Source organism: Wolbachia endosymbiont (group B) of Dolichovespula media, from assembly GCF_947179505.1.
GTDB lineage: Bacteria > Pseudomonadota > Alphaproteobacteria > Rickettsiales > Anaplasmataceae > Wolbachia.
This window is the reverse complement of record NZ_CAMXBR010000001.1, coordinates 183,171-206,011: the sequence shown is the minus strand read 5'-3', so window position 1 is coordinate 206,011 and position 22,841 is coordinate 183,171. Positions and strand designations below refer to the sequence as shown.

Here is a 22,841-nt window from a genome sequence, read left to right as displayed (position 1 = left end):
ATAAATGAATTAAAGTTCCCTAAAGGTTTCTCTACTACCTCCACATACCCTATTTACCCATGAAGACAATACTTCATCATTGCTAATCTCTTTTATAGCATACTTTTCACTCCATATGCCACATCTAGTGAAACTACCTCTCTCTACTGCTTCTTTAAGTTTTACTCCCCCAAAGAGGCAATTTTTTCCTATTTCTTCTCCTCTTTGTTGTAAATCAGCCCACATTTCCTTGTTTTCTACTCTGACTTGTACTTGATCATATTTTTTTACATCATGGCACAATATGATATTAAGCTTACCAATGCTCGTAGGAAATTCTAATACAATAGAGCTTCCATCTGACATATCAGTATAGTTTCTTATATCTCCTTTCTCGCTTTTAACCTCTACTGCATTATTGCCCATTCTTAAAATTAAACCTCTGTTTGCTTCCAGTATTTTGGCTACCTCTACCTTACTATCATCAGAAAATTCTATATACGATGTTGTATTGTCTATCTCGATATCTATTAATTCTCCTTCTTGCACAGCACTTTCGCCAGCTTTCTCTAGCTCTTCTAGTTGCTTATCTATCTGTGGCTGAACTTCTGGCTGTAGCTCATTACAGATTTCACCTATCAGTTTATTCTGTAGTAGAGTATCATGAAACTCTGCACCACTTAGCATTAATTTACGTATTAGCTTTTTTCGATCACTTTTTTCTAATCTGTGAAAATGTGTACCTAATACTACATATTCTGCGAAGCTCCATTCGCCATCATTACATGCATTTAGCCTTGCTCCAGCAGCTAGTGCTTCGTCTACAGCCTTGTGCAGTTCACTTGGACTTTTTGCTCTTACTACAGCACTTTTAAACCAGCTCAACTTTTCTGTATTTGGCTTTATTTTTTGCAAAGCTGAAGCAAATGGATTTAACCCTTCTGGATAATCTGCTTGATTACTCAAAGGTTTTGTGCCATAAATATAGTCAAATCCTTTCCCATAGTTGATTTTGTTTTCGCGAACTTCTCTACCAGGGAAAGGTACTATTTCTTTATCTCCAGGCTTTTTAGCCTTATTAATTTTGCTTACAAAGGTAGACTGCTCTTTAGTACGACCAATTCCTATAATAGCATTTAACATCTCACCTTTTGATAACTTATCAAGGTCAACGTTTAATTCGTAAGTACCTCCTTTTTTGTCACCAAAAGGTACAATTATTTTATTACCCATATTAGCCTCCGCTATTAAATATACTTTCTAAGTGTACAGTTATTATACACTTTATTACTTATAATAAATCATAGTGAGTAGATTTGCAAATACTTTCTGCTATAACAATCCACTTTCTCTAAAACTAAAATAGCCCCCACTTGTAATGATAATATGATCAAATAATCTAACGCTTACAGTACTACATGCTGCTGCTAAGCTCTTCGTTACTTCTTGATCTTCTTCTGATGGTTCTAAGCGTCCCCCAGGATGGTTGTGTGACATTATTACTAATGTTGCATTCTTTATTAATGCTTTTCTGATAATTTCCTTTATGTATACTGGTGCTTTTTCCATTTCACCAATATAGGATTCTTCTCCAATTAGTTGACGCCTTTTATTCAAGTACAGTATTTTTACACATTCCCTCTCTGCATGACCTATACTTACGTTTAAGTACTCTACTAGCCCTTGTAAGTCCATTATTGGCTCACTCTTAAGCTTTTCTTTCAGTACCCTTTCTAGTGTTTCCTTAACACACATAATCATTGCTACTGCAGAATCAGTTACTCCTTCTATAACTTTCAGGTCATCCATTTCTCGGCCTAAAATCCTTCCTACTCCCGTATAAGTGTTCACCAGATTTTTAGCAATTTCTTGAGCTTGTGGTCTTTCATGTACTGCACTTAAAAACGTTTCCATTATTTCACGATCAAGTAGTGCTTTGCCTTTGCTTTCTAATATTCTGAATTCGATTTCTTCTTTACTTTTATTCATATAATTTACCCTTCACTAACAACAAACTTTTTTTAAATATTTACTGCTGTTTTTTATCAGCATTGGCATAGAGCCATAGCTTTCGAGTGAAGTCAAATCAATTTTTCAATCTTTTTTACTTATTTTTTCATCAAAAAGTAAAGATGTTAATAGATACTGATTTTTTATTTTAAATCTGTTGAATTTCGCCTAAAGAGAGGCCTGTTATTTGCAAAATAATATCGGTAGAAATTCCTCCTTTCACTAAATCCTTTATCTTTTCTGCTCTTTTCACTTTTTCTTCGCAAATTTGTATGCTTTCAAACAGAGATTTTATTAGCGCATAGCGTAATTCTTGACTCTCAATTTTTTTGTATTCTTTTATTAAATCAGTTAGCTCACTTTCTACTATCTCATCTTCCTCTATGAGCAGATCTGTAATGCTAATTGATAATGTTTCTGCTATTGCATATAATTTTTCCAGTGGAATGGCCACACGTCCTTGCTCATAGTTGCTTATTTCATCACGTGTTGTATCCATTTTCTCAGCCAAATCCTTTTGAGTATACTCTCTTCCATTCTTTTATCTTTTTTCCTATTTGGTAGTAGATAGAACCCGTTTTTTCTTCAACACATTCATCAGCAGACAGACCAATTGTTTTTGAAACAGTATCAACAGAAACTCCTGCTTTAACCAGACCTTTTGCAATTTTTATTCTCTCTGTTTTTTTACTACTTTTCTCACTAACTTGAACAAATTTGGTTAATAAACAAAACATCCTACGTAACTCCTGATCGTTAATCTTCCTATACTTTCTTATTAGATTTAATATCTCTTCTTCTTCAGTTTTAAGGCAAATTTTCTCATTTGATACAGGAATGAGGTCTACAATACCAATTGATAACACCTTTGCTATAGAGTACAACTTTTCAATCGAAATTTTTCGTGTTCCTTTTTCATATTGTAGTACTATTTGATACGTTACGCCAATTTTTCCCGCTAAATCTTTTTGAGTATATCCCTTTGTTAATCTAAGATTTCTTACTTTTTGTGCTATCTGGTATCTTGTGGAAATATTTGTCATAAATACTATATAGGTTAATACTACCAAATAAAGATATACAAAATGTTTGCATTTTAGTTGAATATTTCTTCACAATTGTGTATAATTATTAATGCTTTCTAGGTTAATTCGTCATGGCTTTTTCTAAATTTCTTGATGCGCGTAATGATTATGCCTTCAAAAGAATATTCGGTACTGAGAAGAATAAAGATATCCTCATTCATTTCCTAAACGATATTTTGGGCTTCACTGGCTTAGCTGCTATTCACGATGTTGAATTCTTAGCTACCATTTTGGACCCTGAAATTGCCGCTAAAAAGCAGAGTATTGTCGATGTTCTTTGTAAAGACTCTCAAGGTTCAAGATACATCATAGAAATGCAGTTTACCAAGACCAAAGGCTTCGAAAAACGTGCTCAATATTATGCTGCCAAAGCCTACTCAAGTCAAGCTGATCAAGGTGATAATTATCATAATCTCAAGGAAATTATCTTTATTGCTGTTGCTGATTGTATTATTTTTCCAGATAAGTCTGAGTACAAATCTAATCATGTCATTTTAGATCAAAATAGCTTTGAACATGACTTAAAGGATTTTTACTTCGTATTCATAGAATTACCAAAATTTACAAAGACGAAGGAAGATCAATTAGAAAATATAGTAGAAAAATGGTGTTATTTTTTCCGATATGCAGCAGAAACAAGCGAAGAGGACCTAGATAAAATAGTTGGTAGTGACGTAATAATAAAACGAGCTTATGAAGAGATGAATAAGTTTAATTGGTCAGAAGAAGAGTTACTAGCATATGAACAAATGAAAAAACGCATAATGGATGAGATTGCTGCTTTTGCTCAAAAATTTGATGAGGGTCTTAAAGTTGGTCAAGAAAAAGGTAGACAAGAAGGCATCCAAATCGGCCATCAAAAAGGTAAAATTGAAGGTAAAATTGAAGTTGCAAAAAACTCACTCAAGGCCGGTGTCTCTATTGATGTTATCGCTGAAATCACTGGCCTTTCTTTAGATGAGATTAAGAAATTAATTTAACCTTATTCCGAGTCAAATGGCCTTGAACGGAAGCATTACTTAAATAACTTTGAGGCTCTAAACTTATTTGTTGTTCTTTTACATCATTAACTTCTAATGTACTATTCCTATTATTTAATATTTGTTGTATTGATTGATTTAATGTTATATCTAGCCCCTTATTAAATTCAATCATAAACTTGTCAAATTTCTTCGGACTTAATTTACCAGCTTCTCTACTAGGACATGCCTTCTCTATATATGAGCTTAAAACCCCTGAAATCTCATTAAATTTACCACTCATGACTTTTCTAGTAATCTCTTTTTGCATTCCCATATAATCAATATTTAATCGATGCATTGATACACCACTTTTTAATCCAGCTTGCTCTACTACTTTCTCAAATCCCTTTGTAATATTGAGTGTATATTCCTGTGCCTCTAGTGGAGATATAGACTGATCTATTGTAGAAATATACTTTTGACCTGTAACCCTTCTAATCAATAAGTCAAATAAAGTTATTGTACCATTAAAGTCAACCTGTGATAGATAGTGATCTCCCATTTCTAATATTGTATTTCTATCCTTAGGCTTAAATTTAACAGGTGCTTGCCTTTCACACATTCGTTTTAGATTTGCATTTACATAATCGACGTTGTCTCGAAAGAAACCTCCATTTTCTTGTCTTTTATCTGTACCATCAGATGGTAGTGTGGTACCTGTGAAACTACTATTACTTATCAACGCTTTGGCAAATTGCCCATCAACTTGTGATAATGAACTTGCAGTCCCCTCAGATTTAGAACTCAATAATCTACCTACAGAGCTTTTCACCCGACTAAATAAATCATTTATCCATGAAGATGGTTTTGCGCCACTGCTTGTTGCTATCTGAGGTTGGTCTATAGCAAGGGGTTTACGTGATAAGTTATGAGAATTGTGATCTCCATGGTGATGACGGCGTTTGCGTTCTCCTCTTTCTTCCCTAAGCTTTTTTTCTAAGTATTCCACAATATTATTGTGCCCCTTGTCTTTCGCAATATCTAGCGGTGTTTTACCGTAATTACCTTTAGCACCAAGATTAGCATGAGCATCGACAAGAACTTTTACTATATCAAGACTGTTGGTATCAGCACCATAATGTAAAGGTGTCCAATTGTCTTTGTCTTCAGCGTTAACATTTGCACCACGATTAAGGAGTAATTTGACTACATCTATCCTGTAGTTTTCAACCGCTCCATGCAATGGAGTTGCTTGATATTCTCCGTTTTTAGCTTCAATATTAGCACCGTTATCAAGAAGAAGTTTAACTAGGTTTAAATCACCGATTTCAGCAGCTGAATACAGTAGTGTATTACCGTTCTTGTCATTGGTATCAATGTTAGCACCCTGAGCAATAAGACCTTTAGCTTCATTAAAACCACCGCTTTCCACAATAGTCAACAATTTTCTATCTAATTGTACTTGCTTCAAAATTCCTGCTATATCTAGGTAACCTTTTCGAGTAGCCAAATCTAAAGATGTTTGGTTATAAATATCTCTAACTTCAATGTCAGCACCTCTGCCAAGAAGAAGTTCGACTGTATTTAATTTGTTTCCTTGTATAGCTACATGCAATGGTGTCCAACCATTATTGGTTATATTATTAATACCGCTAATATCCTTGTCTAAAAGAAACTTAACTATTTCAAGACTACTACTGTACTGGGCAGCTACATGTAATGGTGTATTACCATACACATCTTTAGCATTAATATTAGCATTGTTATTGAAGAGAAACTCAACTACACTAAGTTTATCACGAGAAGCAGCAAAGTGTAAAGGCGTCCAACCGTACATGTCTTTAGCATTAATATTAGCCTTCTGATTAATAAGATCTTTAACTTCATTAAGACCTGCATCTTGCACTGCAGCTAACAATTTTTTATCTAATTCCGTTTGCTTTAGAAACTCTGCTACACTTGTGTCATTCTCTTGAGCAGCTAAGTCTAAAGGTGTTTTACTATCCTTATCTTTAACACTGATATCAGCTCCTTTGTTCACAAGAAATTTTACCACATCTAGAGCATTGTAATATACAGCATAGTGTAGAGGTGTCCAATCACTATTGTCTTTAGTATTAATAATAGTCTCTTTATCTGAAAGAAATTGAAATATGTCATTAAGTAGATTCAAATCACCATTGTAAACAGTATAGTGGACAGTGGTCCAGCTTATTGAGAATTGATCCTTGTTTGCAACATCATCTGGATTTCTTTCAGCAGTTTTATCAAGGAAGAGATTTACCATACCCCAATTACCATTTTTAGCAGCATATTGCAGCGGTGTATAACCGAACTTATCTTTTTCATTTATGAGAGACTTTAATCTTTCTCTTTGGCGAACTGCTTTTATTAGTTCATCAGGTTCTGAATACAAATTATCTTCAAAATTCATACTTTCAATTTTACCTATAAGAAACCTAATAGAACGCAATTTGCCTTCTTGAGCAGCAACATGAAAAAGTGTTTGGCCATCGTTATTTTTAGCTTCAATGTTAGCTTCGCATCCAGCCTTCTTTTGGCAAATCTCTGAAGCTTTATTAATCAGACCTTGTATTTCTGCTATATCAGACAAACTAAACCTGTCTAATCTCCGGATTATTATTGGTTCTAACCCTAAATCGAATTCCAATGTAGAAATCCTATAAGACTCAGAATTATTCCAATTTTTTACATTGATTACATGGTTAGATACTTCGTCGGAAAACACCAGATCTGTATTGATACTAGAAACTTTAATCCGATCTGGAGTAATATCTTTTAGTATCATTACTCCTATATGCTTTTCATCTTCCTCTACCGGAATTTAAAGTACCATTTTGATTATGTGTAATATCAACAGACTCATTGAAGTCTATAGTGTATTCTTTTACAGTTTTCTCATAATCACTCTTAAGTTTATCTTGATAGTCCATTATTCCATTAACTTCTTGCTGTAAGCCAAGATATGAGGAAAAATTACCATCATTCCACAGAAAAAAATTAACGTTTCTCCATTTACTTTGATTATCATAAAAATTTTCTACTTTTATTATAAAAGGAACCTCGTTATTCCTTATCAGTAAAAGATGATCTTTGTTTCTATATCGCTCAATATCTTCAAGACGGGAATCTATCACTACATGATCATCTTGAAAATCTTTAGGTAACACAAACATGTTTTGAGCTTGTGTAGCGTGGAAAAAAGGAACTAATTTACCATTTCTCGAAGAAGAGGGAGAACATGATATTGACTGTATATTAGGGATAAAAGTTTCTCCTTTTTTATTCATAATTATAAGATGTCTGCAATTACGATCTTGAAGATAATTTTTTACTTGAATACTAGTATTATTATAATTTAAATGTAAGTCACATTGCTGGACTGAAAAATCTTTTTCAACCATTGGCATAAATAGTATATCCAATTTTTTATCATTTGAATTATTATCAATTTTTACTTCTCTACTATTTATATCACCACTAATAAGGTACACATCATTTCCTTCTCCTCCCCTGGCAAATGTGGTTCCTTGATCGAAGTTTACTATATCATCCCCCAAAGAACCAAAAACCATGTGTGGAACTGCATTATTATCTTGATTTTGTGTTTTACCTCTGATGACACTAAAGACTTTGTAATCCTTATTATTGTTTAGAATTTTTTTGTAATGATTTTCTACGTCATCAAAGTTATCTAGAGCATATTCTGAATGTAATTCAAATGAATTAATCTTTATAGCACCCAATTCTTTAATCTTAGGAACAATATTGCTGCCATTTTTATCTATTAATATAAAATTAGGCTTACTGGTGCTTTGTTTTATATAATTTTTAATATCAAGGGTATATCGATTATTTTGACCTAATCCTATTTTCAAAGACAAAGTATTATTATTTGAAGAATAGGTTATTTCATCGCAATCGTTCAGTAAGTCAGTTTCCGGAAAGATTACAGTTCCTGTCCCCTTTACATTAATTTCCGAATGCAAATCTTTACCTTTGTATCCTGCAGCTTTTATATAAAACACATAATTACCTTCTGTACCACGAACATCAGTATATGGTAAGATTATTGCTCTATCGCAATTTTCAATTATATCTCTTTTATCGTTATTATAACCACCTTTACTATCTATGATAGTATCATAATCTATAAAGTCTCCGGTACTACTAGTACATGAAACCTCATCTGTCTTATTCTGTCTTCCAATGTAATGATATCCAAGAATATTGACATCGTTAGTAACACACTCATTGATTAATGAACGATCATTCATTTTTATTTCCAATACTCCAGAATGTAGTGTCTTAGAGGTTGTAGAGCCAATACTATGTCCAATATTTACTTTTACAATACTATCTGCTATTTGACTCAAATCAAACACATTGGTAGAATTGGTACCTACAATAATCCGACCTGCAAATCTAGAATTTGTAAGAACAAATCTATTGACTGTGTTATCACCACCAATTATTTTTTCCGAGCCTTCAAAAATTAGAAAACTGTTATCCAATACATTGCTTCCAATGATATTACCAGAATTTACATTTCTTAAATCATAAACAATTGTTTTGCCGTTTTGCATACTTTTTCTTCCATCAGCAATAACCATTGCATTATCACAATAGTGTACAGCTGTTGAAACTGATTTCTTCAGACCTTTCTCATAGTCTGCGTTAGTGATACGGGGCAAACAAATCATCTTAGCATTTTTGATTAAATCAGGTATTACACGAGAAATACTTCTTGTATCAGCATGTTCTTTATCCATAATAATCTTTGCATAATCTGGACGAAGGGTATTACCGCTTACTTTTCCAAGACCAATACCATAAGCAACAGTACTATTAGGACCATTATTTAAAGCTTTCCAAACTTGTTTAGCTAAACTATTAACTGTATCTTTCCTAGCTGCAAGATGCTGCACATCAGCTGCCATAGGTTGAAAAAGAAGTGTACGCCAAAAAATACTCCAGTTCTCTCCATGGGTTGTATCATACTTTTTCTTGTACTCTACGATATTGCTAACACCACTATAAATTCCATAACCTATCATGAGCCCAAACCCAACTGCAATACCAACTACCGGCATACTTGCTGCTGTAAGAGCAACACCAGAAACAAATGACACACCAGAAAAAGATATAGATGCTATATTATCTCTTATTTCCTTCTCTCCACATGGATTATCACTATTCTCTCTTTTTTTACAATCTACAAGATTACTTGCTGACATGCCTATATCAACAATATCAAAGACACCAGTTAAAGCTCCTGCTGTACCTTTCGCTATTGTACTTCCAAACTTTACTCCTGCAACTCGAATAGCAAATTTTGTCTGTTTACCTAAAGCACCTGGTATAACTTTTCCTACAACCTTTTCAGCTGATGTTACAACTCTTGGAGTAATTTTAACCATTACATTCTCAATTGGTTGAGATGCAAAAGACCATCCTATTCCGCCTAGATTTAATCCACAATCCGTTGCTGTTCCATCCTTACAAGACACAATGGCACCATGGATTCCTCTTATTAATTGTATCCCACCTGCAGCATTCATTAACCTGCTTTTTAGCTTTGGATTTTTTGTTAAACTACTCTCTTGATGTACAATATCACCGTGCAAATCCTTGATACGTTCATTCTGGACATAGCGCTCATACCCTTGATCTCCAATTACCTTATCAACTAAATATTTATAGTCACCTTCAATATTTTTATTTCCGATAAACTCTATTAACTGAGCATTTTTCCCTTCATCTTTACTGCTCTTAACATAAGTTAGAAACTTTTCACTATCAATTATAACCTTATCTACATTATTTTCATCTACTTTTCCTTTACTGAACTTTTCTACATCATCCTTTGAAAATAGACAAGAATTAACACTTCTTTTGCTTCTACTACTTTGCCCCATACAACTGTTTGGATCGAATTCCCTTCTAGATTGTTGTGTTTCAGCAAGAATATTTTGTAGGTTATCTATGCGTTGTTGATCTGCCCTCAATTCTTCTGAAAGCTCTCTTCTACTACTTATAAAATGACTTTCATCTCTTTCTTGAACTCGTAAACGGCTACGTATTTCATCAGGAATGTTACTTCCACCTACTTGCAACACAGCATTAATATCTCTAGCATTTTCTAATGACCATAAGCCGCAATTATGACCATCTGTTTGCTGAAGGACAGAAACATCATGAAGATTAATAATTCGATTCTGCTGCAAAACTTGACGAATACCATCTGGAACATTATTACCAAGCGAGTCTGCATAGTAACCATTGTACTGCCCATCTTGATGCGAGACAACTAACGTAACCCAATGATTATTATTTAAATTAACAATTAAAGTTAATGGCCTTTGTTCACCATCTCTTACACTATTTTGAAACTGCTGCAATTGACTGGATATATGGTCTAGTGATCCCACTATTGAAAATATTGTGTTAGCACCTTCAGCTCCATAACGATATTTTATTCTTGCAATATCAGCTATATCGTGTTGTTGAAGCCAGTAACGATAATTCTTTTCCGCTGTTGCAGATTCTAAAGTTCGCCGATCTTCTTCTTGTATAGATGAATATTTGATTCCACGTATTACTTCTTCTACTGATCCTAAAGGCTTTTCCTTGGGTTTATCAATAGGTTGCGCTACTGTATCAGGGTGTATCATATGAATAGAACTGTGAACTACTTTCACAGGAGTAAACTCATTTTTGCTCATTAAGATGAGAGAGCTTGCATCTTTAGCTTTCTTATCAAACACAACACCCATAAAAGCCACTTCAGTTCCATCTGTAAGCGTTTTATAAGTTACACCTTTCGTATACTCATCACTTATTTGTTCATTTGCCTCGTCTTTTAACGCAGTAGCCGTTTTACCTTCCCTTGGTCCTTTAAGTTCTAACCCTACTGGATCGTATTCTTTCGCACTGCTAGCTTGATCTGCAAACTTAATACCATGAACTAGCATATCAATACGTTTTCCCCTTCCAGTTTGAAACTCCGTTAATATTAATGCTCTGGAAGATTCTCCTAATTTTAAATCACTATAGTAACTAAATGCTCCATGTAACGCTCCTTGAAAATGAGCCTCTTCATTAATAAAATCCCTAAAAGGAAACATTCCTTCTCCAACCTTCTTTAGTAATGAATTATATTTATCTACTGGTAGAGACTGCCCTACTGCAGGAGTAACTTGAGACTTAAGTGCCTCATCAAATGCCTCTCTTAGTCCATTAGGGTAAGGAACATCTTTTAATTCTCCTTTGAAAAACTCTTTTCCTTCTTTGTATTCATTTAAGGAATTATATCTATTAACTTCCTCTATGTTAAAAAAATCAGACTTCTTCCCTTCTTGTAAACTTACGTATACCTCTGTAATTTTGCTTTGCTCCGATAGATTATCAGGTATAGGTATCTTTTTACTGCTACGATCTCCTCTTCCCCCTTCTCTAATATGAAAAATAAATACCTCTTTACTACGACCTTCTCTAATCAACGCAAAAGTTGTTACAGGCTTTCCGGATCTTGTAGTAGAAGCAAGAGAATATTCATCGTATAAAAATATAAATTTTTTAGGTCCACTTTTTTAAATTTATCAGCAAGAAGAAGTTGCCCTAACATGAATCTACTAAAGTAATTACCTCCTTTCTCCGGCGTACCAGGAAATGTATGATAAATACGTTCTAGTGGCTGTTTTACTTCCTTTTTAAGATCAGCGATCACACTTTCTTCACCACTCCAACTTGAAGTTACTTCTAGAAGTTTCTGTATCGTAGGTCGAGCAGGCTTCCTGTCATCAGGTGGAGATATATGCATTGAAAACTTTTCAGTTGAATCTAAATTTAACCCTACACAAAGCACATTATCTGAAACGGTTAAAACACGCATTGTATTTGGCTGAAAGCCTTTCGCATAATCCTTTGCTTGCTCTAATGCATTACCTGGTGTTGTACCAGTACCCGTTCCTGCTTTCAATTCAATAATAATTGGAACAGCATTTAATGATCTATCCTTACCACGAGGCACTAGAACAATATCAGCGTAACCTCTTCCTGCAAATTGCTCTAAGTAAACCCTGAGATTATACCTATAGCGGAAATTCACTAAAGCTCCTGCTATAAATCCATGATGTGCTGCTTCTCTTGCTTGATCAGCGTAAACAATTGAATTCTCATGTTCAGAGTGGATTCCACTAACTTTTTTGAGAATCTCCTTTGAAGATTTTTCAACTTCTCCTACATTTGAATTAGTCAGCTTTGCTATATCACTTTCTGGATTATTCCATACCCCCTTTTTTATTTCTTTAAACTTATCTTTTGAAGCATCATCTTCATGCAATTTTTTATCTTCCACTACAACAAGTACTCCTTGTCGATTAGTATTACCTTTATCAATTGTTACTGATTTAACCCTTAACTCACCCTTACTATCAAAAACAGGTTGAAACCTTGCAGGCTGAGATCTTCCTAATGCATCCCTTAATTCACCATAACTGAACTTTTGAGTTGCAGAAGGGGCACCTTTCTCTGAGATTACAAATAACCTTATCTTATCTATCACATCTTTTTTACCTTTAATGTCACCTTTCCTTATGATAGCCACCTTCAAAGTTTGTGGACCATCAAAACAGAAACATATTTTTTCAATATCTAGCTTTGCTGCAATCTCTGTGTCTATGAAAGTAGAAAAACTGCCTAAAAAGAAATGAGGGAAAAATCCTTGCTTAGCTACTGAATGCAAATACGATGGAACCTGGTCAACATACGATTGAAACCTTGCTTTGAAAGATTCAAAATCACTTCCTTGCTGAGTTGAAGTACTTGCTACATTTGAACCTGCTTCTCGAATTAATAGTTCTACTAACTCAAAATCTTGTGGCTTTTCTTGACCTAACATATAACCCCCTAAATTATAATATAATACTTTTTAATGATCACCTAACCCCACATAAGATTGTTTACTTAACTTAACTTCAGCCAAATTAGCACTTACACTATTCTGAGCAAGATTTTTCTCTATGGACTTACCATAAGCTAAAAATCTATTTAATAAATCATGATCTCTTTGCTCTAATATGGAACGTATGTAATCTGCTTGTTTGTAAGTCATGAATTCTTTTATTTGGTTAGAGTCCAGCTTATCTAGCACTGCCCATACCGGTTCCATAATACCCTTCTTCACCCAAGGTACTAATAGATTTGAATAAAAATAAGTAGACGGATCGATTATCTCCTTACTTATTACAAGAGCACGATGACTATCAAAACCTTCTTTTCCCCATATGTGAATAAAAAGCTTTTTAGCTGAATCCACATAATATACTGGATAATCTTGTATTTTTATACGTTCTAGGCAGAGGTGGTAATAGTCCTCTGAAATTTCACTTAGCTTTAAGCAATCAAACAATTCCTGAACTTTACCAAAACTGAGCACATCCATCATCCTACTTACAGAACCATAATAACCATTTTTCTCAAAATCTCTTTTCAAAAGCTCTGGATATTTGTCAGGATCTATCTGACTTAAACAAAATTCAAACACATCAGGATAGCCATTATCGTGTGCTGCATGCACTGCAATTTTCATAAAAACTTCATGCTTTTCCTGAGCACTTAACTCACTTTCAGGTAATGATTTTATCTTATTCCAAAAGAATTCTACTGCTTCTACACGTCTTCTATTTGAGCTTATTACTGCACGATGTAAACCAAAGACATAAGGATGCTGGCCTTTTAGATCTAGCTCTGAAATGTATCCACTAATGAAATGCGACCAAAATTGCATCATTGTGTCCGTATACCAACTCCCACTTACTGATTTAACTAACTTTTTTAATGCGTCTGAATCTCCCTCATTTATTTCATCTTCCTGTTTAAAATGTTCAAATATAGAGATTATGTCTTCTTCTAAGCAACACCAACATGCAACCTGGTAACGATCAAAGTCATCTAGTGGATTACTTATACCCTTAGAATTTTTTGGTTCTATCATCTTTTTAGCAACTACTCTTCTATTGAGTTTGATACCATGTATTGTATCGGTTTTTTCCCAACATTCTTCATTTGATAATATATCCAAAAAGAACGGAAGTTTTTTTTCACCCCAACTGTCAAATATTTCCAAAAATGCACCACACCAATTTTTCAATTGAAGTTGTTTAGATTCTTTATAAGGATCATCATCCTTAACAATAGAGAAAACAGCTTTTCTTAGCTTATCACAGTCCATAATTCTTACCTCATAAACAAAACCATACGTAAGATACAGAGCTATAATAATTTATAGACTCTATACTAATTTCAATATCATACTCCACCTTTGTAGCCTGTCAATCACTATTGTAGAAAATTTCTAACCCAAAACAACTTTTGATAAAAAGCCATTAACAGACTCATTTTATGATCTTTTATTAAATTAAGATCTCTTTTCATTATAAATTTACCTAAATTATTTTTAGATAAATCTTTATTAATTTAGGAAGATATATTATTAAGATCTCAAGTAAGATAGCCATTTTTAACAACCAAAATTAGCCAGTGAGAGAAGAGTTTGTTTTGGGATGGCATGGTCTACCATCTGTAACATACGAACTTTTCAATATAATGATTTTGCTATACGCTAAAACTAGCCATATTAGCCCATTTCATCCATATCTATATACGAACTGTTTTGCCTAAGCTTATTGAAATAATTTAAATCTTCTATTTTTATAACCTTATTTTTACGCGGCTTGTTCTCACAAATATACGACCTTTTTTGCAATCTTAGGAAGAGTAAATAATTCAATTCTTTATAACACTAGCTAGCATGGTATCTTCACTAAAATATTTTTTGAAAAAGTTAGTTGACTTATAAATAATTCTCTATTAGTATTGGCATGTGTTTATTCATTTTGCTGAAGTTGCTCCTTACAAGTTTGTTGTAAAAAAACTTCAGCAGTTTCCGTACTCCTTTAAAGCATAATTCATCATGCTCTTATAGTAGTGATATCAAATATAGGTCTTAACCATGTTAATTTATAGTAAAATTAGCTCAAATTTGCAGTCATAAGCAACTTTTAACCTATCTACATACTCCATTGTTACTCACCATAAAAACTTAACAAAAATATAAGTAGTAAAAAGATTATGGTTATTGATTTAATGTTATATATTGCATATAATGTATTATTTGTGTTTAGAGGGGTAAGTATGGGTGAGTCTACATACTGTAATTGCTATTGAATGGTGGAGAGACATACTCCATTATTTTAGCACGAAGTAACAAATTCAATGAATTGGTTCTTCAAAGATAATTTAAACTTTTACAGTAGGAGCAGTCTCATGAAGTATTATAGCGGATTAGATGTCTCACTCAAAGAAACTTTTATTAGTATCGTTGATGAGAAAGGAAAAATTGTTAAAGAAGAAGTTGTTGCAAGCAAAAGTGACGCAATAGCTAAGTACCTGCTTGACCAAAGCAAAGGATACGAATCCATAGGAATAGAAAGTGGACAACTATCAATATCAATGTGCAAAGAGCTGAGAAATTTTGGATTACCAGTAACTTGTGTGGATGCAAGGCATATGGCAGCAGCATTATCTGCAAGAATCAATAAGAATGATAAAAATGATGCAAGAGGTATAGCACAGATGATGAGAGCTGGGCTATTTAAAGAGGTATTAGTAAAATCAGACGAAGCTTGCCAGATTAAAGTGGTGCTTGGGAGCAGAAGACAATTAATATGTAGCAGAAAGAAAATTGAGGGAACAATAAGAGGGTTATTGAAAATACACGGGATAAAAGTTGATCAGCGTTCCAGATCTGCAAGTTTCGCTTTAAAAGTGCAGGAAATAATTAATGAGCTAGATGAAATTAGCAAGAATTCAATTGAAGCATTAGTACATAGCTTAGAAACAATAGAAGAATCAATAGGAAAGCTTGATAAAATACTTTCAGAGCAAGGCAAAAAAGACGAGGATTGTAAATTATTAACTACTGTACCAGGAGTTGGTATTATAGTAGCAATGACATATAAAGCTGCAATAGATGATCCGTATAGGTTTGAAACATCTTATACAGTTGGAGCCTATATGGGGTTGAGCCCAAGACAATACGCTTCTGGAGAGATTGATAGGCATGGAAGTATATCAAAAATGGGACCAGTAGAATGTAGGAATATGCTGTACGAAGCTGCACAAGTCTTACTAGTAAAATGTAAAAGGACATTTAAATTGAGGAGTTGGGGATTAAGGATTGCAAAAAAGAAGGGTATGAAAAAAGCAATTGTTGCTGTAGCACGTAAGTTGTCTGTAATCATGCATAAAATGTTGGTTAACAAAACAGAATTTTGTTACTAATAAATGCAAAAAAGTAGATAATTTTATGTAAAGTAAAGATAGCAATGCCGATGGAAGGGATAAGCAAGAGCTCCGGTTGAAGCATAGACTTCGTAGTTTACATGTTGCCGTCCACTTCCGCCTAACAAGTATAGTGCGGCTTGGCTAAAATATAAACTAGCCATATCAGACCGCGGAGAGAACCATGGAAGCGTGCTATTTTAACTTATATAAAATCATTAAGGCTATGGGGGAAAAAATGATACCTTAGTTTTTATAAGCTTAATGAATATGTGGATAAATACTTTAAATGTGTGTAGGCGTATTTATCCACATATTCATTGGCTACACTAATTTAAAAGGGGTTAATTAGAAATTTAGTACTAGTTTTTAGTTGCCGATAAGGCACTCTTTGATTGAACAAAACAACATGATAGTAAATAAAAGGTTGTATTAGAGCTGAATTTTACATCAGAAAATATTTTTCATGATACAAAAAAAATTATTATTGACTTGTATGCAATTAGAGAACCGGATCCCTTATCGATCTTTCCGGAAGTGAGGGAAATTTTTCCAAAACACTTTTACTCCTTATTATAAAAACATCTAACTTTAAACTTACACTGTTCCCTTACTATATATGTTCACCAAAATTATAAAAACTGTTCACTTTTTTAAAAAATTTTGCACAACTCCGCTTTCTATTAGCTTTCATACTCCACTAAATGACTTCTTTTCTAAACGATATATACTAGAAATGCAGTCCGAAATATGAATTGCTCTAAAATTTTTTTCATTACGATTTTTCTATTAAACTTTAATAGAGCTTAACACATTTACAATATACTCAGGGGAGAGATTTTCCGTCTATAAGAAGTAGCCACAAAATGCTATATTAGTAAAGTTATTCATAATAATTATTTGTGAATTAAGTGCTTTAGATTCGAGATTACATAGATTTTTGGCAGTTTAAGCCATTTTAGATTGAAAAATGAAATCTCCAAAAAGGAAAAAACCCGGCTATATTAAAGGGTTAAGAGTAATTTAAGTTTGAAATTCAAAAAAACTTCTTAATTGCTTTAAAAGCTAGGATTATAGAGGGTTTTTGAGTGTAGCCCAGTTTCAGGTAAAACCTTATATATTATATATATAATAAATAATAATATATAATAATAGAACATATAGGATATGTACCTTTCATAATACCTACCTAAATATTATTAACGCGCTTAAATGTTTAATTTGTTACTTTTTTAATAACAAGTTAAGCAAAAAAACATGAACTGTAATAAGTTTATTATAATATAAACCTTAAGAGAAGTTCCGCGGTGGCCATCTGCTCAACTGAAATGGTTTTCAAAAAGGCTAATATACCGTCCATTTTAATTTTTAACCGAAATATAAAAGTCATTTAAAAAATAAACTCAAGTGGCAATTAACCGGTTTTTTAAAGTCGCCTATAACCTACTCTAACTACTTACGCATACAGGTGGACCAGCTGCATTTCATGATATTAGTAGACATAAACCTAGTTATTGTAAGATAATTAAAGGCATCACTCAAAGGAAGATAAATGTGTGGCCTATTCTTCAAAGTAAGGTTTTAAGGAATAAGAAGCTGTTCTGAGTTTTGTGATTTCCAGTAAAATTGAAAAATTAGGAACAAAAACATACTATACTTAACTCACTGAATTTCTATGCTTTTAGCCACTTAGTGTGTGAAAATATTACTTTTCCATTTCCAAAAGACTTAATGAATCAGATCGCCCTAAATAAAAATACAACACAGAGACAAAAATATGAAAAACCTGCTATTGCATTTTGGATAACCTAAAAAAAGATGAAAGATAAATGCTTACAAAAAACAAGATGGCTAATAATATCGTTTTAAAAAGATTCTACGACTCCAGGGTACAATTATACTACTAAGACCTAAGTTACTTATGTAAGGTAGCTTAAAACTCGATTATGAGGCACTTCTAAATTATCTTTTACCTTAAACTTTTACTTGCTATAAAAAAACCTTACCCTAGTCTATCACGTTTTTTATTTGTTGTAAAATATTTTTTCAAAAAAGTGAACAGCTTTTGTAATTTAGGTAAATATATATAACAAGAGCTGGTTATTTTGGAGGTCTTATTGAAATATAACGACTTTTATTTAAAACTCTTAAGGAAATATTTTAAATAATCTCTATAAACAAATTGTAGATGAAGATAAAGAAAAAAGTTTGAAATTGTTGCTATAAAAGAAGAAACAGAAGCTACAAAAACCGCTTGAAGTGGAGACAAATTTATTTATTTACGTCTCTAATTTTATCGTGTATGGCAGAGACAAAGATTTATATTTCCACTATATTATTGGTAGATGAAAAGCAGAGATATAGGGCTTTCTAAAGGGTGGGGGGGTCTGGTAGAGACTTATGACCTTGAAATCAGCGATTTGGTCTCATAACCATAGTCTCCCCAAAAGAACCGTGCTTGCGGATTTCCCGCACACGGCTCCACAATACAGCGTTCACACTAGTGCTCCTGTGTATAAAGAAACATATACCTTTGGTTTTGGTAATGGATTTACTTTTAAATAGTGTATAAATTGTTCCCAATCGATACTTTTCTTTTGACTACGTCGGTTTATCCACTTAAATGCTAACTTTGTTGCCAGTCGATTGAATTGAATCAAACACCGATAATTTCCGCTAACTCCGAAGTAGCTATAGTGTCCTGTTAGTTTGGCTTTAAGTTTCTGCCACCAATCTTTGAGACAGATACGACTTCGTACCATCTTCAACCACTCTTTGATTTCTTTAATCTTTCTAGCTAGGCTTATTTTTGAAGTTTTCTGCTTCATCATAAGTTTACCATTACGACTTTTTCCACAATAATGTGTAAATCCTAGAAAGTTGAATCTAGCCGTCCTACGTTTCTCTCTTTCTGCTTGATACCATTCTTTCTTACCAAACTTTACTATTTTTGTTTTATTTTCAGCTATTTCCAATCCAAATTTACTTAGTCTTTGTTTCAGTAATTCTAGAAATTCTTTTGCGTCTTCTTCCCTCTCGCAGCCAACTACAAAATCGTCGCAAAACCTTATTAGCTGTATATATCCTCTGGCTTTTGGCTTAAATTTCTTTTCAAACCATAAGTCCAGCACATAGTGTAAGTATATATTAGCTAATACAGGGCTTACTATACCACCTTGTGGTGTGCCTTGATCGGTTGCTTTGTAACATCCAACTTCGACTATTCCTGCCTTTAGAAATCGTTTTATTAACCACAATAAATTTGGGTCAGCTATTCGTTCCCTTAGACAATTCATTAGCCATTTATGTTGAACATTATCAAAGAACTTCTTGATATCCACTTCTACAATATAGTTAATTGGTTTGTGCATAACTGCTTTATCTAGAGCGTTTATCGCCTGATGACAATTTCTTCCTGGTCGAAATCCATACGAGCTGTCCATAAAGTTTGCTTCATAAATATTTTCTAATATCTTCTTTAGCATTACCTGTACCAACTTTTCTTTTGTTGATGGTATTCCGAGACCGCGTTTTTCCTTGCTTCCAATTTTGGGTATGTATACCCTTTTCACTGGTTGCGGTCGGTATTGCTTTCTCTTCATACTATCCACTAGCGTTCTAAGTTTCTCTTCTAGATTTTCTCCATAAGCTTCCACTGTCACACGATCTATACCGCAAGCCTTGTTGCGTTTTAGTTCCTTGTAACACTCTGCAAGATTCTCTTCATTAATCAAATGAACTAGCGATGTAAATTTTACTCGCTTATCTTGCTTAGCCCTTACTGCTATCTGGTTTAGTTTTCCTTGCATACTCCTCCAATCTCTGTTGTATTGGTATAGCAATCCCTATACCAGTCACTATATTGCTAACCGCTTCCCCTTGTATGTGGCTTTCCCACACTCCGAGTACTATCAGTTAGTCCGACTTCCTTTGCATCTTCCTCCAGTCCTTGCCTTTATTGACTTGTTCCAGAGTACCCTTACAGGAATACAAAGGATCTCCCAAGTTCACGTAAGGTCCATCTCAACACATGACGCAGCCTTCGATCCCGATGGGGTGAGTAATATCTTTCCTTAGCGTTATTACCCATGTTGCCTTCCACCAAATGTAAAGTGTCGGCCCCCATGACGCGTGAATTACGGGACTCAATACCTTCACTTTCGTTGCACCCTATGTTGTCCATTCCATTAGCTTTACTACGCTCGTTACCTTACGCAGCATAATGGTTTGTTCCAGGTTGCTGGCTAAGCTTTACCCGTGTTGGATTTTCACCAACTGTTCCTTACGCACTTCTTGGCGCACACAATTTTTCACCCCCCTTGAAATTAAAAAATAAAGTTTTACATAGCCCATTTCAATTGTCTCCATTGTAGCACCATTCTTAAAAACGTTTTAGAGGGCTATTATAGCGTTATCTAGATAGGGGTTTTAAATCAAAAGCTCGTGTAATCTCCTCTTAACTCAAATAGCAAAGAAGCTGCTGTAAAAGATATAGCTGGTCTTCAAAGCTCTTTAATTCCTTAGCTGTCTTAAAATTATTTTAACTTTTTTTGAGAAAATCCCGGAAAAAGTAGTAAGAAATCAGGTATATATATAATAGAAGGGCATTGTTTCAACGAGGTTAGTTTACCTCCATGCGCTTCAACACAAAAGTTTCAAATAAATGTCAATCCTAACACTGGACCTCGGCAAACAAACGGGCTGGGCAATTCTTACAGATGGAGTAATTGAAAGTGGAAGCAAAAGTTTTCATGGTAGCCGTTTTAGCGGAGGTGTTCTTAAATTTTCGTAGCTGGCTAAATGAAATGAAGGAAAAGTTCTCAAACATTGAAGCAGTGTATTTTGAAGAAGTGAGAAGACACCTAGGAACTGATGCAGCGCATTGCTACGGTGGTTTTCTCGCAGTTCTGTCTGCTTGGTGTGAAGAGAACAATATTCCCTACCAAGGTGTTAATGTTAAAACTATAAAACGCTTTATAACAGGCAAAGGCAATGCAAGTAAGAGTGAAGTTATTGAAGCGATACGTGAAAAAAGTTTTTTACCTAGAGATGATAATGAGGCCGATGCTTTGGCATTAATGTTCTATATTAGTAAAGATATTAATAAGAAGAAAAATCCATAAAAAGTGGGTCCTTTCGGCCATATTGGCGGATTTAGTGGGTTCGACCCCAGGTCTTCTCTAGCGTCAGATATATTTTGAATATTAACTTTTTAATTATTAAGATATGAATTTAGCAATCCACTACTATCCTGTTGAAAATCTAGTCGAATATGAGCGTAATCCACGTAAGAATGATGACGTAGTAAATAGAATGTGTGCTTCAATCAGGGAATTCGGTTTTCGTATTCCAATAGTTGCAAAAAGCGATGGAACTGTGGTTGATGGTCATTTAAGACTTAAAGCAGCAAGAAAACTTGGTATGGAGAGTATTCCAGTTGTTTTAAGTGATAATTTAAATGAACCACAAACCAAAGCTTTTCGATTACTGGCAAATCAATCAGCTAATTGGGCAAAGTGGGATGATGATCTTTTAAAGGTAGAAATTCAAGAGTTAGAAGATTTGCAGTTTGATCTTAAAATGACTGGATTTGAATTAGAAAAAGTTCAAAACTTTCTTGATGATTTAGATGGTGAAAAAGAAGATCTTTCTGAATTAGTTGTTGATGACAAAAAGGTAGAAATAACAAAGCCAGGTGATCTTTGGATTTTAGGTGATCATCGAATCTATTGTGGTGATAGCTCTGTAGTTGAATCATATAAAGCGCTGTTAGATGATAAAATGGCAGACATTACTGTTTGTGATCCTCCATATAACGTTGATTATGGTAATAGCCAAGACAAAAAGATATTAAATGATAATCAAGGTGAAAAGTATGAGCTTTTTCTCTATGACATCTGTTCCCATATTTTAGCATATACGAAAGGAGCAATTTACATCTGCATATCATCATCAGAGTTTTCAACGCTGCAAAGAGCATTTGAGGAAGCAGGAGGAAAATGGTCAACATTTATCATTTGGGCAAAGAATCACTTTACGCTAGGCAGGTCTGATTATCAAAGACAATACGAAGCAATGCTCTATGGATGGAAAAGCGGCAATAAACGTGAGTGGCATGGAGGTAGAAATCAAAGTGATCTGTGGTTTTATGATAAGCCAACACACAATACACTACATCCAACGATGAAGCTAGTAGAGCTAATGGAAAAAGCAATAGTAAACAGCAGCAGATCAGGAGACATAGTACTTGATCCATTTAGTGGTTCTGGCAGCACACTAATTGCATGTGAGAGAACAGGAAGAATTTGCAGAACAATAGAGCTAGATTCAAAATTTGTAGATGTCACCATAAAACGTTGGCAAATATACACAGGTAGGGAGGCAATTCTTTCTGGTACTGGTAAAACTTTTGCAGAAATTCAAGAAGAAAATTCGTAAA

10 protein-coding genes and 2 pseudogenes are annotated in these 22,841 nt (G+C 33.9%); 4 read left to right on the top strand and 8 right to left on the bottom strand.

Features of this window, described 5'->3' with window-relative positions; translation table 11 throughout:
* Window positions 1-9: 9 nt before the first annotated feature.
* From OM967_RS00970 to wmk, 3 genes and pseudogenes are all read right to left on the bottom strand, one after another.
* The gene (locus tag OM967_RS00970; RefSeq protein ID WP_264337375.1) at window positions 10-1,212 is read right to left on the bottom strand and encodes a hypothetical protein; all 1,203 of its coding nucleotides are present in this window, start codon (window positions 1,210-1,212) and stop codon (window positions 10-12) included.
* A 99-nt stretch (window positions 1,213-1,311) separates the two neighbouring features.
* Window positions 1,312-1,968 (bottom strand): JAB domain-containing protein, encoded by a 657-nt coding sequence (locus OM967_RS00965; RefSeq protein WP_264337374.1) that lies wholly within the window; start codon window positions 1,966-1,968, stop codon window positions 1,312-1,314.
* Window positions 1,969-2,137: 169 nt separating this feature from the next.
* Window positions 2,138-3,032, bottom strand: a pseudogene (wmk, locus tag OM967_RS00960) (WO male-killing family protein Wmk).
* A gap of 113 nt (window positions 3,033-3,145) precedes the next feature.
* On the opposite strand from wmk, the gene OM967_RS00955 reads away from it, so the two are divergent.
* Window positions 3,146-4,054, top strand: coding sequence for an Rpn family recombination-promoting nuclease/putative transposase (locus OM967_RS00955; protein ID WP_264337373.1), 909 nt, complete (start codon window positions 3,146-3,148; stop codon window positions 4,052-4,054).
* On the opposite strand, the gene OM967_RS00950 is transcribed toward OM967_RS00955, so the two are convergent.
* From OM967_RS00950 to OM967_RS00935, 4 genes are read right to left on the bottom strand one after another with little or no spacing between them, the layout of a single operon-like run.
* Entirely contained in the window at window positions 4,038-6,845 is a 2,808-nt protein-coding gene (locus tag OM967_RS00950; RefSeq protein WP_264337372.1) for an ankyrin repeat domain-containing protein, read from the bottom strand. The two genes, OM967_RS00955 and OM967_RS00950, sit on opposite strands and share 17 nt — an antisense overlap.
* 16 nt (window positions 6,846-6,861) lie before the next feature.
* Complete coding sequence (locus tag OM967_RS00945; RefSeq protein ID WP_264337371.1) at window positions 6,862-11,559, bottom strand: hypothetical protein; 4,698 nt, start codon at window positions 11,557-11,559, stop codon at window positions 6,862-6,864.
* A gap of 11 nt (window positions 11,560-11,570) precedes the next feature.
* A complete protein-coding gene (locus tag OM967_RS00940; RefSeq protein WP_264337370.1) occupies window positions 11,571-12,959 on the bottom strand; it encodes a hypothetical protein in 1,389 nt (462 codons plus the stop codon).
* 30 nt (window positions 12,960-12,989) lie between these two features.
* A complete protein-coding gene (locus tag OM967_RS00935; protein ID WP_264337369.1) occupies window positions 12,990-14,291 on the bottom strand; it encodes a hypothetical protein in 1,302 nt (433 codons plus the stop codon).
* Window positions 14,292-15,334: 1,043 nt separating this feature from the next.
* Here OM967_RS00935 and OM967_RS00930 point away from each other — a divergent pair.
* The gene (locus OM967_RS00930; RefSeq protein WP_264337368.1) at window positions 15,335-16,402 is read left to right on the top strand and encodes an IS110 family RNA-guided transposase; all 1,068 of its coding nucleotides are present in this window, start codon (window positions 15,335-15,337) and stop codon (window positions 16,400-16,402) included.
* Window positions 16,403-18,897: 2,495 nt separating this feature from the next.
* On the opposite strand, the gene ltrA is transcribed toward OM967_RS00930, so the two are convergent.
* Window positions 18,898-20,211: a group II intron reverse transcriptase/maturase gene (gene ltrA, locus OM967_RS00925; RefSeq protein WP_264337367.1), complete on the bottom strand. Its 1,314-nt coding sequence runs from the start codon at window positions 20,209-20,211 to the stop codon at window positions 18,898-18,900.
* Window positions 20,212-21,065: 854 nt separating this feature from the next.
* On the opposite strand from ltrA, the pseudogene OM967_RS00920 reads away from it, so the two are divergent.
* Window positions 21,066-21,525: pseudogene (locus OM967_RS00920) on the top strand (crossover junction endodeoxyribonuclease RuvC).
* Window positions 21,526-21,628: 103 nt separating this feature from the next.
* Window positions 21,629-22,840 (top strand): DNA modification methylase, encoded by a 1,212-nt coding sequence (locus tag OM967_RS00915; protein ID WP_264337366.1) that lies wholly within the window; start codon window positions 21,629-21,631, stop codon window positions 22,838-22,840.
* Window position 22,841 lies beyond the last annotated feature (1 nt).

Bases quoted from the DNA above. Each gene is read 5' to 3' on its own strand.
- OM967_RS00970 (WP_264337375.1), bottom strand. From the start codon at position 1,212: ATGGGTAATAAAATAATTGTACCTTTTGGTGACAAAAAAGGAGGTACT.
- OM967_RS00965 (WP_264337374.1), bottom strand. From the start codon at position 1,968: ATGAATAAAAGTAAAGAAGAAATCGAATTCAGAATATTAGAAAGCAAA.
- OM967_RS00955 (WP_264337373.1), top strand. From the start codon at position 3,146: ATGGCTTTTTCTAAATTTCTTGATGCGCGTAATGATTATGCCTTCAAA.
- OM967_RS00950 (WP_264337372.1), bottom strand. From the start codon at position 6,845: ATGATACTAAAAGATATTACTCCAGATCGGATTAAAGTTTCTAGTATC.
- OM967_RS00940 (WP_264337370.1), bottom strand. From the start codon at position 12,959: ATGTTAGGTCAAGAAAAGCCACAAGATTTTGAGTTAGTAGAACTATTA.
- OM967_RS00935 (WP_264337369.1), bottom strand. From the start codon at position 14,291: ATGGACTGTGATAAGCTAAGAAAAGCTGTTTTCTCTATTGTTAAGGAT.
- OM967_RS00930 (WP_264337368.1), top strand. From the start codon at position 15,335: ATGAATTGGTTCTTCAAAGATAATTTAAACTTTTACAGTAGGAGCAGT.
- ltrA (WP_264337367.1), bottom strand. From the start codon at position 20,211: ATGCAAGGAAAACTAAACCAGATAGCAGTAAGGGCTAAGCAAGATAAG.
- OM967_RS00915 (WP_264337366.1), top strand. From the start codon at position 21,629: ATGAATTTAGCAATCCACTACTATCCTGTTGAAAATCTAGTCGAATAT.